This is a genomic window from Butyrivibrio sp. XPD2002 (assembly GCF_000423945.1).
In the GTDB taxonomy this organism is placed as follows: Bacteria; Bacillota; Clostridia; order Lachnospirales; family Lachnospiraceae; genus Butyrivibrio.
In genome coordinates, this window is the sequence record NZ_AUIY01000016.1 from 136,561 (window position 1) to 150,120 (window position 13,560).

Sequence of the window (13,560 nt, forward strand, 5' to 3'; positions counted from 1 at the left end):
ATGTCAGATTATGTTCTTAGCTGCTGTTCAACAGCGGATTTAAATGCAGAGCACTATGAAAAAAGGGATATTAAGCTTGCTTATTTCCATTTTGAGGTAGACGGAAAGGTATATTGCGATAACGGGGAATATCCTATAGATGATTTCTATAAGGCCATGGCAGCAGGTGCAATGACCAGGACATCCCAGATAAATGTGGATGAATATACCAGTCACTTTACTCCTTTTCTTGAGGAGGGAAAGGATATCATTCATCTTACACTGAGCTCCGGAATTTCAGGAACTTTGAACTCTGCCAACATTGCGGCAGATGTGCTTAGGGAAAAATATCCCGACAGGAAAATCTATATCATAGATTCTCTTGCAGCATCTTCAGGGTATGGACTTTTAGTTGATAACGTAGCTGATAAGCGCGACGAAGGACTCACAATTGATGAGCTTAACGACTGGGTTCTTGAGCACAGACTTGATGTTAACCACTGGTTTTTCACAACCGACCTTACTTATCTTGTAAGGGGCGGAAGAGTGTCCAAGGTAGCAGGATGGTTTGGAGGAGCATTGAAAATATGCCCGCTCTTAAATGTTGATTATCAGGGTAAGCTCATTCCCAGAACCAAGCACAGAGGTAAGGCAGCAGTCATAAGGGCAACTGCCAAGAAGATGCTTGAAAATGCAGTGGGAGGAGCAGACTACAACGGCAAGTGCTACATCTCACAGTCAGCCTGCAGGGAAGACGCAGAAACGCTTATTCAGGAGATCGAAAAGAGTATACCTGCCATGAAGGGCAAAATAGAAGTGTACGATATAGGTACCACCATCGGAAGTCACACCGGTCCGGGTACTGTAGCTTTGTTCTTCATGGGAAACAAGAGAATAGATTAAATTTAAAGAAAAGTACCGTGTGAAAGTTTAAGGGTTTTTATGAGGGGGACTCTTATGTGGGAACAGGTAGGTTTAAATGTCGTATCTTATGTTCTGGCATCTATAGGATGCTGGAATCTGTTCAAAAAGTGTGGGGTTAAATCTTTCTGGGCGGTCATCCCGGTCGCCCGTGAATACCACATTTCTCTATGCGCAGATAAAGAAGAGGATGGAAGGACGCTTACACTTCTTTCCTTTATTTACTATGCATCCTGGCTTGTTGGCCGTTTTATAAACAGCAGTAACAGGCTTTCGGTCATTATATTTATCTTTTGTTTCTCATCAGCTTTAGCAATGGTAATAGTAAAAATAAGGGTCTACTGGGAGCTTATCAAGGTCTTTAAGAGGAACAAAAAATGGATCATTATGTTCTTCTTATTTGAAGGCATCACGCTTATGATCTGGGGATTGGTTAAGGGATTTGTTCCTTCCTTCAGAGTGGATGATTTAGAAGGGGATGGAGCAAAGATCCTGGGACAGGATGTTTCCGATGATATTAACGGACTTACCATCAATCTCAAAAGCAGAACCAGCTGGGACTTTTTCAAAAAGAAGACGCTCCTTAAGGATATTCACATGAATATTCCCAAGGGGCATATGGTACTGCTTCTTGGTGGCTCCGGCGCAGGTAAGACTACATTCCTTAATGCGATCACGGGCTATGAAAAAGCAGATGCCAAGATAACCCTTGGTGAATTGGACATTTATGATGATTATGAAAAGATCATCTATGATGTGGGCTTTGTGCCTCAGCAGGATCTCATCCGCGGCAATGATACCGTGTGGCTTACTCTTGCTGATGCTGCTACTTTGCGTCTGCCTTCCGATACACCGATAAAGGAGAGATTCGCGCGCGTTGACAGCGTTCTTGAACAATTTGGACTTACGGTCGTAAGAAATAATCTGGTGGATAAGCTCTCAGGAGGTCAGAGGAAGAGAGTATCAATTGCGATGGAATATATTTCCGATCCCACTCTTTTTATTCTTGATGAGCCTGACTCAGGTCTTGATGGCGTCGTAGCCAGAAGCCTTTTCGAGAAGCTTCGTGATATAGCAAACGATGGAAAAATAGTTATTGTAATAACTCATACACCGGACAGAGTTGCAGATCTTTTTGATGATGTAATTGTTCTTATAAAGGACTCCAAAAGAACAGGAAGAATTGCATTTTATGGAACAGTTGAAGAATCCTATAAATTCTTTGAAAAGGATTCCATGGAGGGAATTCTCCGCGTTATCAATCCTATCAATGTCGGAGGAGACGGACGTGGAGAAGAGTTTGTTGAAAAATACGCTGATCTTATGAAGGGGAATGTGGGGTGACGGACTATGAGGAGAAGACGTGTAAGGCATACAGGAAGGCTCCTTCAGACCATCATATATCTGGGTAAGCTTTTCCGAATGTTTCTATTTCAAAGTGACTGGAAGGTTCTTCCCATGGCTGCGGTCATAGCGGGACTTGTGGCATTTTGTGTGGGGCAGAATTTATTTAAGACCATGGAAGGCACTCTCATGGGAACCTTTGCGATTTCCTGTATCTGTGTGTGGAACGGATTTTTTAATTCCATACAGGTGATATGCAGGGAGAGGGCGATAGTAAAAAGAGACCACAGATCAGGACTGCATATAACCTCATATATTCTGGCGCATATGATATATCAGGCGGTACTTTGCATAGCCCAGTCCGCCATAACCATTTTTGTGTTTATGTCCATGAGGATAACGATGCCTTCAAAAAGTCTTATAACCGGATTTCCGCTTGTGGACTTTATGATAACCATTTTCCTTGTGACCTATTGCGCTGATATGCTGGCTCTTTTGATATCATCCTGTGCGAAAACCACAACCACAGCCATGACTATAATGCCGTTTATGCTTATTGTGCAGCTGCTGTTTTCAGGTAACTTTTTCACACTACCCGATATGGCTAAGCCTTTGACCAATCTGACGGCGACCAAATGGGGACTCACAGCTCTCTGTGCTCAGGGGGATTACAATTCACTTCCCATGGTGAGTGTCTGGAATAACGCCCTTAAAATGCAGAATGTGGAGATCAATGGAGAAAAACCGTTACAGGATGCTTTTGTTTATTTAGAGAAGAATGATTACAGGGATGAAATACTCAAAAAAACCGCAGAGCAGAATCAAAATCCCGAGTTTGCTTTTGATGATGATGTGGTATACAAATGCTGGGCATGGCTTATCGGGTGGACGGTTTTTTATATATTAGCGGCTGTGATAGTGCTGGAGTTTATAGATAAGGATAAGAGGTAATGAAGCCTTCAAGAATTATAAGAAGCTTAAGAAGCTTGTTATTCCGGAAACTGTGAAGGAGATTGGCAAAAAGTGCTGCAAGAATTGTAAGAAGCTAAAAAGTGTAAAGATTTACGCCAATAATCTTAGTAAGGTTGGATCAGGTGCCTTTAAAAATACTAAGGAAGATGGCAAGATTACTGTTTATGTAAAGAACAAGAAAACCTATAATAAGATTGTGAAAAAGCTAAAGAAGAGCGGCGCTAAAACGCAGACATACAAATACAAGAAAAAGAAGTAAGGGGATATATGGAGAAAAAAGCGATAAAGGACATGCTTGAGCAGGTCGCTGAGGGGAAGCTGAGTGTTGATGATGCTCTGTTAAAGCTTAAGGAGGCTCCCTATGAGGATCTTGGTTTTGCCAAGCCTGATTTTCACAGGGGACTTAGACAGGGAGCAGCTGAGGTTATTTATGGAGCAGGCAAAACTCCATCTCAGGTTCTGGAGATAACGAAAAGGCTTCGGGAACATGGTCAGAAAACAGTTCTTATTACCAGAATGAAGGAAGAAGCAGCAGAGCTTCTAAAGCAGAATATAGCTGATTTTACCTATGACGAACTAAGCCACATAGGCATAGCGGGAGAGATACCTGAAAAGGACGGAAAGGGTAAAATCGTTGTGGCCACAGGCGGAACAAGTGATATGCCTGTTGCGGAGGAAGCTGCAAAGACCGCAGAGGTTTACGGCAATGAGGTTGTAAGACTCTATGACGTGGGCGTTGCGGGACTCCACAGACTCCTGGGACATATGGATGATATTATGTCAGCAAGAGTTATTATCGCCATAGCAGGAATGGAGGGAGCACTTGCAAGTGTGATCGGCGGCATGGCAGATTGTCCTGTAATTGCTGTTCCTACAAGCGTCGGCTACGGTGCTTCCTTTGGAGGTGTGTCAGCGCTTTTGTCCATGCTGAACTCCTGTGCCAGCGGAGTCAGCGTTGTGAATATAGACAACGGTTTTGGTGCAGGATATCTGGCCTCCATGATCAATCATCAATAAGAAAATGAAACGCCGCCAAGGGCATATATAAATGCTCCTGGCGGCGATTTTTAAGAACTATTCAGAATTTTGAAAGAAGCTTATTATACTGACAATACATATCAAGCAGTTCGCTTGTATGCTCTCTGATATAGTCGATGTCGTTTGCTTTTCCGGCGGTCTCCAGGTCCTTGGCTTTTTCGGACAGGTCATGTGCTCCGATTATATTAGCAGAGCTCTTAAGGGCGTGGACCTTAATGGTGTAGTTAGTGATATCCTCCCGGAAATAGAGCTCTTCAATTTCATCTGCCTTTTTATCAATTGAATTCTTAAATATCGTAAGAGCTTCAATGAATAATTCCTCGGAGCCTGCGTATTCAATTCCGCGTATGATATCAAGAATACCATCATCCTGAAGCTTTTGAAGATCCGGTGATTTGATCTGATATTCAGCTTCAGATGTATCGTCATCACCTGATTCGTCAGGGACTCTGCTTTCAAGAATCTTATCTGCCGGAAGGAATTTAAGCAGCATGGCTTCAAGTATTTTTCCATTAACAGGCTTTTCAAGGTATTCATCGAAGCCTGCCTTTATAAACATATCCCTGGCATCATCCACAGTATTGGCAGTAAGTACTATACATACACTGTAGTAGTTAATGTTGTGGAGGTCACCTTTTATGCGGTTTAGAAGCTCAATACCATCCATCTCTGGCATGCGGTAATCAAGAAGAAGGATGTCATACTTTGTGTTTTCAAGCATTGTCAGTGCCTGTTTGCCACTGAGAGCGGTGTCTATCTTCATCTGAGTGGGAGCAAGAAGACCTGTTATTACGGTAAGGTTGATCTCGGTGTCATCAACTATGAGAACCTTGGCATCAGGTGCAATAAAGCTGGCGCTGTAATTGCCCTTCTTTGTGACAATGTCCCTGGCTGTTTCATTGTAATCGCCAATCTTTTCCCAGGTAGAAACCTTCTGGCTTACTGTAAATGAGAAGGTACTTCCCGAACCATAGACGCTATGGACTTCAAGGGTACTGTTCATTGCATCAAGGATCTGCTTTACGATACTCATGCCAAGACCAGTGCCTTCGATAGTCTTATTTTTATCCTCATCAAGTCTCTCAAAGGCAGTGAATAATCTGTCGATTTCACTCTTTTTCATTCCGATACCGGAGTCCTCAACAGTAATAGTAAGGTCGATGGTATCTTTCCCTGTTTTGGAATAATCGATAGTCAGATGAACATAGCCCTTGGCTGTGTATTTTACGGCGTTTGTAAGAAGATTTATGATGACCTGTTTAAGTCTTGTCTCATCACCTACAAGTTCATCCGGAATAGATTTGCTGACAGTTACCTTATAGGTCAGTCCCTTAGCTTCAGCACGATTTTTTATCATCACGTTCACATCGGTGATAATACTTGAGAGATTATAAGGCTCATTTCTCAGCTTTAGCTTGCCGGCTTCCATTCTGGAGAAGTCCAAAATATCGTTTACCAGACCAAGAAGAGAAGTTGCTGATCTGTTAATGCTGTAAGCATACTGCTGGATATTGTTGTCAGTTGTCTCTCTTGAAATCATCTCACCCATGCCCATGATAGTGTTTATGGGAGTGCGTATCTCGTGGGACATATTTGCAAGGAACATGGATTTTGCTTTAGACGCATCCTCAGCAATTTTCTCTGCTCTTCGGAGCTTTTTATTTTCAAACGCTATCGCTATGACAACCAGTAAAGATACGCCTACGATAAGGCCGTATTGGTATATGTAATCAAAGAAGCTGTACTTGTAGAGATTTCTGGTGGTATAGTCCAGAACAATTGCCTGTTTACGGGTTTCAGGTATTTTCCCTATGCCCTCGTTAAGTCTTGTGATTATGCTGTTGCCCTTGGGGGTATCTAATGTTCCTGCCCTGAAATCCATGGAGAACATTGAAGCCGGATGGAGAACCAGATTGGAGTAGGCCGGTTTTTTAAGGACATAGCTCCACACGTATGAGTTGTGCAAAAGCGCATCCACCTTGCCGGATATAAGTGAACTCACACATTCAGACATGGTATCGTACAGAGTTATCTCGATTCCCGGATAGAGGTTCTTTACTGTTTCAGCACCGCCGCCAAGAGATTTGAGCATACCTACCTTGAGATTCCTGGGGTCACTGATCTGCTTATTATTTACTGTTACAAGTGTAAATGGGGTCTGTGTCAGATTTTCAGAGACGATGGATTCCTCGCCCTTTGCGCTGGAAATAGCACTTCCAAAGGGCATGATAAGATCATATTCGGGGTTGTCCAGTGACTCTTTAAGGTTCGCTTCTTTAAGTGGTTTGAATTCGGTCGAATACCCTGCTTCCTCAGCGGCGCAGCGCATCAGATCAACGCCGATACCAACGATTTCTCCGTTGTCATCAGTATAAAAAACGGGGCAACGATCCACAGGGACTCCTACAACTAAAGTCTCGTCACTTTTTTCTGTAGCAAAGACCGCATTGGAAGTGAAGCATAGCAATATGAAAATTAGAATAATCGCTGAAAAAATGTGGTATCTTTTCATGACAAATACCGTCCTTTCAAGACACCAAAATGTACGTGCCTGTAAAAGGTTAATGGTAACGATATTTCGTAAGTATAATTCTCTAAAAATATCATATCAGTAATATGTTTTTTTATTCTTTAGTTTCCATTAAATTTCAATTAAATATGTTTTTTTATAAATTATTCACCGGTATTTTTAATAATCTTTTAATACAATGCTTATAGTTATTTACCCTGAAATTTATCAGTTTTTTTTAAAATATAAGTACAGGATGTATCATTGCGCAGAGTATTAATTGTTATCAATTTTCCGTTAAGTGATTGAAAGGAACTGCAGAATGAAAAAGGGGTTAGTTGTGGGATTATCTATAATGGCCTTAATAGGATTCTGTATTGCTATTTTTTACCAGATAGCTCATATTGACGAGCCCGTGGTGAAAAAGAGCATTGTTTCCAGGCGCACGAACATCGTTGATTTCTTCAAGGTCGCCGTATCGGATGAGGATACCACTTTAACTGAAAATCTGGAGATAGAGGATGAGTATACTCCTCTCGCTTCAGGCATTGAAGACGAGGTGCCGGGGGATGGAAACCGCGTCAATAATTCCAATCCGAATGCAAAAAAGGAGATCGAGTCCTCACAGATTATCTCGTTCTATTGCACCTTTTCTACCTTGTACGAAGAGGGAGTGCTCACTATGGGAAAAAAGCAATGGAAGCTGAGGGCTGATTATGACGGCACAACCGTTAGAGGAAGCTACCTTGCCTACGACTCTTCCACAAAGGATGAGAGACGATTCGAGGCAGGGAAGGCCTTTATGGATTACCTTATGGACATAATAGATACCTATGATCTTGCATCCTATAACGGACTTGATAATGAGATCAGGGGAATCTCTGATGAATATGGTGCAACCTTAAGCGTAATGTTTGAATCTGGAGAGAATATTTACGCCAGTGACAACGAAGAGAATTTCCTTCCCCTTGAGGCTGAGGATGCCTTTGTACAGCTCTTTGCAAGTGCCTGCGCCAAGGGAAGTGATCTCATAGGCCTGTCAGTGTCTTCACAATATGAGGACGTGACCCTTAGAGAGGGAAAAGGCCATATTCTGTTCCCACTGCTACACATAGGAAGGATGGATGCCTTCGGAAAAATAAACGAGCTGAAGTACCCTGTAGAGGAGGAGCTTCGCGAAGCCATAAATAATATCAACTGCTTCGAGATGGACATGGCCATGGCTGCAAAAGATAGCTTTGAAAACGGCAGAAAGGGAAGGGAGCTCTACTATGAAAGTGAAAGCTTTGTCACGAGAAATGACTCCGAGGTTATCTCCTTGTATATTAGGGAAAAGAGACAGATAGACCTTGATCAGACGGAAGAATCTGTATCCTACAGGACTTATAATGTGGATTCTGTCACAGGAAATATTCTGCTGTTTTCAGATGTGTTCAGGGATCTTAATCAGCTTCCAAATCTGATAGATAGCTCCCTTAAGGCGATGTACCCCAGGAAGAAGTTTTTCGAGGAGAGCAGTGACCGTATCAGGAAATCCATCATGGAAGGTAACGGTGATGTGTGCTTTTCACTTGCTAATGGCTTTGTTCATATTTTCATAAATGCAGGTGTTGTGGATGATGAGCCGGAGGGCTATCATCTGTCGCTTTCCTTCGAGGATAATCCTAAGCTTATCAGCAATTTCTATGGACAATGTCCCGATAAGACCTTCACCAGACTGGATTACGATACCGATTATTACGTAAAGGGCGGCATCAAATTCAGGATGGAATGTGACATAAATGAGGATGATGTTAAGTGGCGTGGCACCGCCGGTGGAAGAACCTTTGAAACACCATTTTACGGATATGCACCGGATGTGTATCTCACATCTACGAAGGATGGGAGCTTCCTTTATGTGAATGTGCCTACGGGTGATGTGAGCTTTTATGGAATGGTCTATGAGATAACCGATAAGGGACTCAGGATCCCTGAGGACAATGGTGACCTGGGACTTTCAATACTTCCTGAGACTACACTTGATCCGGACTATGTGCTTATGCATGTAAACGAGGTTATAGACGGACCTGTCTGCTTCATGTATCCGACAGGAGCATACATGATCGATAACGATGGCTTCCCTGTTCCTGCAGCGAAGGAGTACAAGCTTTCCGGAGGAAAGCTGAAAATACGGGAGAGTGGAAGATATAATCCCAGGAACTCCTCGGATGCGCTAAGCTCAGGTGGAATGTTCTATGTGGCAGAGGGCACGGAGGTTACGCCTTATGCGTCAGACCTTCAGAATTACATAGACTTCATAACGGTTGGAGAGGAAGAGAGCAGAACCATACGTTTTGTAATAAACGAATTTTCACCCAATATGAAGCTTGATAATTTCGGTGGCCTTGATAAGGTATTCGAATAAAAGGGAAATTGCCTTGCGAAGGGATATAATTTATTATTATTGGGTACCGGGTGCAGGTCACGCCGATACCCAATTTGCTATTCTGATTTTTTTATAGGTGGGAAAATGAATCTTAGACTACAAATCCAGAAACAGAACTATGATGAGATAGTCGAAAAATACGCAGAGGTTCAGAAAATAGCTACTGAGCTTTTAGCTACTGAGCTTGAAAAAGCGAACATCAATATCATGCAGCTTCCAAGCAGAATTAAGAGCTGGGAATCTGTCGAGGATAAGCTTGTAAAAAAGCCCGACAGATATTCCAATGTTGAGGACTTAAATGACCTTCTTGGGCTTCGCGTAATCTGTTTTTTCCTGTCCCAGGTTGATGAGGCAGGCGAGGTTGTAAAGAAGATATTTGATGTGGATCTTGAGCACTCGGACGACAAGCGTTTGAGTCTTCCGCCGGAGGCCTTTGGCTATCTCTCTTTACATTTTCAGTGCACGCTGAGGAAGGATATGGGATACCCGGAGGAGCTTACTAATCTTGTGTTTGAGATTCAGCTAAGGACTATTCTTCAGCATGCCTGGGCAGAGATCGAGCACGACCTTGGTTATAAGACTGTCCTTGAAATTCCCAGATATGTCCGCCGTGAGTTCGCCAGCATAGCAGGGCTCCTTGAGGTGGCAGATGATTCCTTCGAGACTATAAGGAACCAGCTTGGAATCTATGAGACCGAGACTCTTCAGGGAATCCACGATGATACTGCAGAGCAGATGACTCTTGATATACTCACTCTTAACGCCTTCATGGAATACAGTCAGGCCATGAACAATCTCTATGAGGATATGGCTAAGCTCACAGGCGGTAAGGTAATTCTTGTTGGCGCTGAAGCTTATCTGTCCATGCTGGTGGAGTTCGGAATCGAGACCCTTGGTGGTCTCCATAAGCTTGTAAGCGAGGAGCACGATCATGTACTTCTCTTATTAAACCACGCTCTTCAGTTCTCTGATCTTGAGGAGATAACCTCCAACGCAGCACTGTTCTATCTCTTTAGAGCCAAGATGGTCTGGGGAGATTACACCGAGAAGGAGATCAGGGATATCTATTATGCATTCTCTGAGGATATGAAGAAGGCGGAGAACAATACAAGGATAATTATGGGACTGAGAGACGAGTTTGGCGGATTGTGTAAGTAGGTAGTCTGTCAGCTTGCGGGAGTTATTTGTATTTTTTGAATATGTGCAGGCGCGAACAAATTTTTTTGCATGTTGTATTACGCCGGTTTGGTGAATTCTGTGGGAATTGGGCTACTTGATGGCTTGGGCTTTGGGCGGCGTTCAACCTGTGGTTTGATTTGTTCGCGAATAGACGTAATGGCTACCTGAAGATTTTACCCGCATGGTAACCGGTAGAAAGATTTGTCCGCAGATAGACGTAACGACTATCTGAAGATTTTCCCTGCAGGGTAATCAATAGAAAGACAAGTTCGCGAATAGACGTAATCGCTGCCGGAGTGCAGTGCCCGCATGGTAACCAATAGAAAGATTTGTCCGCAGTTAGACGTAATGGCTATCGGAACACATTCTCCGCAGGCAGTCGGAATAGACTATAAACATATATAGACGTAAAATCTTCTGAGAATATACGCAGGAGTAAATATATATTATAAAGAGGGATAAGTATGAGAAGAAAAGATTATATTGCAGGGACAGCATTATTACTTGCATTAAGTGTTGCAGGATGTGGAAGTAACGTGCCGGGAGCAACAACAGAATCTTCTGAAGCAGGACAGAGTACAGAGGCTGCTACGGAAGAATCAAGTGATATAACGCAGGCGGAAGCTACGGATGATTCAGACGCTGAAGATGAAGCTCCTTCAGAGGAGCAGGAACCGGAACAGCTTGATGCATTGGATGGAGTTTTTAAGATTGCCTATAAGACAGAGCAGGTGAAGTATGAGGGAAGCAAGAAGTTTGCAGATCCTTCATTGGATGATAGCAATGGTGTCCTACTAGATGGACAGTATGTAGCACTTCTAATGGATGAACAATACGCAGACGCTTTTCCTAAGCTGTATGAAACCATCAGCAGCAAGGCCAGTGACAAGATAAACAATGTAGGTGATGTGGCTAAAGAGGCAAAAGAGCAGGCTGTAAGTGACTATGAAGAAGCAATTGATAACGGCTATGGCTTCATGGGACATTATTACTATAAGGAGAACATGAGAATATCCCGCGCGGACAACACAGTTCTTAGCATAGTAAACAGCTTTGACGAATTCTATGGCGGTTTCCATAACCTGTACAATGAGCTGGGCTGCACCTATGACACCCAGACCGGAGCTGAGCTTAAGCTGGATGAGATAGTAAAGTGCTCGGAAGAGGAGCTTGATAAGATTCTTGCAGATGAGCTTCATGCTACAGAGGTTGATGAGAATCAGTTCATGGGGCTGGAGGATTCTTTAGCCCATTATAAATACAATCCTGATACCTCTAATAATGACGATTATGAGAAGTCGCAGTTTCCATACAACTGGTACCTTGGCGGCGACGGATTACATTTCATTTTCAATCCTTATGAGCTGACATCATACGCGTTTGGAGCTTCAGACGTGGTCATCGGCTATGATGAGTATGAAGGCATTATTGATGAAAAATTCGTGCCTGACACGGATGGCGGATATATCAACGCTGAGCATACCTTTGTCGCAGAGGAAGGAAATGGGGACGCAACAGAGGGTATAAACATAAGCTTTGTAAAAGATGGCGAGTATCAGGAAAACTATACTCCTGCCAAGGCAATCATCCTTACTCTTGATGGCAAGTCAGCGACTATTGAGAAAAAGTGCAATGTAACATACGATTTTGCTGATTACTATTATGTTCACAGAAAAGATGGAACCACATTGATTTATCTGATTCTTCCCGAGGATGATGATTGCTATGATCTGTTAGTTTTTGATATTACAGACGGAACACCCAAGGCTGTAATATCAGGAACCTACAGGAAAAATGCAGAAGAACTTGATAATGGCTTCAAGGCTTATAAGGCATTCACAGATCCTGAAAAAGAGTATGAGGAGCAGATGGGAGACACTGAGATAGACGCTGCTGATATCCAAAGTGATAGCTCCGAGGACGCAGGTGATTCTGAGGAAGCTGCAGACTATAAAGGTTGAAAATGGCAAGCTTGCGTCTATAAAGCTCCCGGAATCCCGGGAGCTTTCTGTATTATTGGGCATTATGATACTATTTCATAAACAAAATCCTTTCGGTTTCGTAAGCGGAAACCCACTGCCCTTGGGCGGTGGGAGGAGCCTTGTAAATTCGTAAGCCATTAACCTTGGCTTTCGATGTACTTCTGTATGGTAGCTGATGATACTTCGCCAATACTACAAGCAAAATAGCCGTCCGACCAAAATATCTTATGTTTCCAATAACACTTAGATAAGAAGTTAGGATATTTCTGCCATAGATAATGTGTGGTCTGTTGCTTAATCAACTTAACTATATCGCATACTCTATCCGTGGTGTCGTAGTTTATCAGAAAATGAATATGGTCTTTGTCGGTTTCCATAGCAATGATGCTATAGCCTTTAGAATTACAGATATCGTATATATTTTGCTTTACATCGTCAGCGATAGAGCCTTTAAGTATTTGCTTGCGGTACTTCGTAACAAGAACTATATGCACTTTAAGACTATACTTACGCCTGTTATGGCGATTATATCTGTTATCCATACCGTTATATCTTTGGAGGCGCAGGGAGCGGCATCCAATGTGTAATTGTTCCATCCATCCAGTAATCTTGATATTCAAAGCGGGAAATGATGATGCGTTGGTCACTATGGAATGGGTCATCATAGGTATGATATGCCAAAACTAACTCTCCGCTATTTTGTAGTTTATCTGATACTTTAATCCATTTATCCATGTTAAAATCTCCTATAATCATTTGACTTTCACTAAAAATTATCATATCATATAGTTAGTGAAATAACAATGAGGTACACTATGGAACAGATGACAGTCACGGCTAAAATTCAGATATCCGTTAGTGCAGACAATAAGGTTCTACTTGATAAAACCATGTCTGTTTATTCTGATGCCTGTAATTTTGTGTCTGACTATGTGTTCCGTACTCACGACCTAAAACAGTTCTCACTTAACAAGGTTTTGTATTCTACACTCCGAGAAGAGTTTGGACTTAAATCTCAAATGGCTCAGTCTGTATTTAAGACTGTTATCGCAAGATATAAAACCATTCTCGAAAATCAGAAAGAGTGGATTCAGCCATCTTTTAAGAAGCCACAGTATGACCTTGTATGGAACAGAGATTATTCCCTTACACAAAACTGCTTTTCAGTAAACACGCTGAATGGTCGTGTTAAGTTGCCTTATTTCGCTGAA

At 42.5% G+C, this 13,560-nt stretch carries 11 protein-coding genes and 1 pseudogene; 9 read left to right on the plus strand and 3 right to left on the minus strand.

From position 1 onward, the window contains the following. The 5 genes from G587_RS0109320 to larB are packed head-to-tail and all read left to right on the plus strand — an operon-like array spanning position 1 to position 4,233. Positions 1 to 882 (plus strand): DegV family protein, encoded by an 882-nt coding sequence (locus G587_RS0109320; protein WP_026492010.1) that lies wholly within the window; start codon positions 1 to 3, stop codon positions 880 to 882. A 54-nt stretch (positions 883 to 936) separates the two neighbouring features. Continuing rightward, a complete protein-coding gene (locus tag G587_RS0109325) occupies positions 937 to 2,244 on the plus strand; it encodes an ATP-binding cassette domain-containing protein (protein ID WP_026492011.1) in 1,308 nt (435 codons plus the stop codon). A gap of 6 nt (positions 2,245 to 2,250) precedes the next feature. Beyond that, a complete protein-coding gene (locus tag G587_RS0109330; protein ID WP_026492012.1) occupies positions 2,251 to 3,195 on the plus strand; it encodes an ABC transporter permease in 945 nt (314 codons plus the stop codon). Between the two features lie 52 nt (positions 3,196 to 3,247). Next, positions 3,248 to 3,475, plus strand: a complete 228-nt coding sequence (locus G587_RS0109335) for a hypothetical protein (RefSeq protein ID WP_026492013.1) — start codon at positions 3,248 to 3,250, stop codon at positions 3,473 to 3,475. Positions 3,476 to 3,483: 8 nt separating this feature from the next. Continuing rightward, entirely contained in the window at positions 3,484 to 4,233 is a 750-nt protein-coding gene (larB, locus tag G587_RS0109340; protein ID WP_026492014.1) for a nickel pincer cofactor biosynthesis protein LarB, read from the plus strand. Between the two features lie 61 nt (positions 4,234 to 4,294). Here larB and G587_RS22200 read toward each other — a convergent pair whose 3' ends face one another. After that, entirely contained in the window at positions 4,295 to 6,766 is a 2,472-nt protein-coding gene (locus G587_RS22200; protein WP_081679392.1) for an ATP-binding protein, read from the minus strand. 319 nt (positions 6,767 to 7,085) lie between these two features. On the opposite strand from G587_RS22200, the gene G587_RS0109350 reads away from it, so the two are divergent. From G587_RS0109350 to G587_RS0109360, 3 genes are all read left to right on the plus strand, one after another. Then, complete coding sequence (locus G587_RS0109350; RefSeq protein WP_155829473.1) at positions 7,086 to 9,167, plus strand: hypothetical protein; 2,082 nt, start codon at positions 7,086 to 7,088, stop codon at positions 9,165 to 9,167. A gap of 105 nt (positions 9,168 to 9,272) precedes the next feature. Beyond that, entirely contained in the window at positions 9,273 to 10,346 is a 1,074-nt protein-coding gene (locus G587_RS24405; RefSeq protein WP_051200933.1) for a GTP pyrophosphokinase, read from the plus strand. Positions 10,347 to 10,831: 485 nt separating this feature from the next. Beyond that, positions 10,832 to 12,328 (plus strand): DUF3298 and DUF4163 domain-containing protein, encoded by a 1,497-nt coding sequence (locus G587_RS0109360; protein ID WP_026492016.1) that lies wholly within the window; start codon positions 10,832 to 10,834, stop codon positions 12,326 to 12,328. A gap of 158 nt (positions 12,329 to 12,486) precedes the next feature. Here G587_RS0109360 and tnpA read toward each other — a convergent pair whose 3' ends face one another. Both tnpA and G587_RS26865 read right to left on the minus strand, forming a co-directional pair. Then, a complete protein-coding gene (gene tnpA / locus G587_RS26750) occupies positions 12,487 to 12,891 on the minus strand; it encodes an IS200/IS605 family transposase (protein ID WP_026492017.1) in 405 nt (134 codons plus the stop codon). Positions 12,892 to 12,895: 4 nt separating this feature from the next. Further along, on the minus strand, positions 12,896 to 13,129 hold the full coding sequence (locus tag G587_RS26865) for a DUF551 domain-containing protein (RefSeq protein ID WP_081679393.1): 234 nt from the start codon (positions 13,127 to 13,129) through the stop codon (positions 12,896 to 12,898). Positions 13,130 to 13,164: 35 nt separating this feature from the next. On the opposite strand from G587_RS26865, the pseudogene G587_RS0109375 reads away from it, so the two are divergent. Further along, positions 13,165 to 13,560 (plus strand): annotated as a pseudogene (locus G587_RS0109375) (RNA-guided endonuclease TnpB family protein); the annotation flags it as partial.

Coding starts and splice junctions, on each gene's coding strand:
- tnpA (WP_026492017.1), bottom strand. CDS start 12,891: ATGGATAACAGATATAATCGCCATAACAGGCGTAAGTATAGTCTTAAA.
- larB (WP_026492014.1), top strand. CDS start 3,484: ATGGAGAAAAAAGCGATAAAGGACATGCTTGAGCAGGTCGCTGAGGGG.
- G587_RS0109360 (WP_026492016.1), top strand. CDS start 10,832: ATGAGAAGAAAAGATTATATTGCAGGGACAGCATTATTACTTGCATTA.
- G587_RS26865 (WP_081679393.1), bottom strand. CDS start 13,129: ATGATAATTTTTAGTGAAAGTCAAATGATTATAGGAGATTTTAACATG.
- G587_RS24405 (WP_051200933.1), top strand. CDS start 9,273: ATGAATCTTAGACTACAAATCCAGAAACAGAACTATGATGAGATAGTC.
- G587_RS22200 (WP_081679392.1), bottom strand. CDS start 6,766: ATGAAAAGATACCACATTTTTTCAGCGATTATTCTAATTTTCATATTG.
- G587_RS0109330 (WP_026492012.1), top strand. CDS start 2,251: ATGAGGAGAAGACGTGTAAGGCATACAGGAAGGCTCCTTCAGACCATC.
- G587_RS0109320 (WP_026492010.1), top strand. CDS start 1: ATGTCAGATTATGTTCTTAGCTGCTGTTCAACAGCGGATTTAAATGCA.
- G587_RS0109325 (WP_026492011.1), top strand. CDS start 937: ATGTGGGAACAGGTAGGTTTAAATGTCGTATCTTATGTTCTGGCATCT.
- G587_RS0109350 (WP_155829473.1), top strand. CDS start 7,086: ATGAAAAAGGGGTTAGTTGTGGGATTATCTATAATGGCCTTAATAGGA.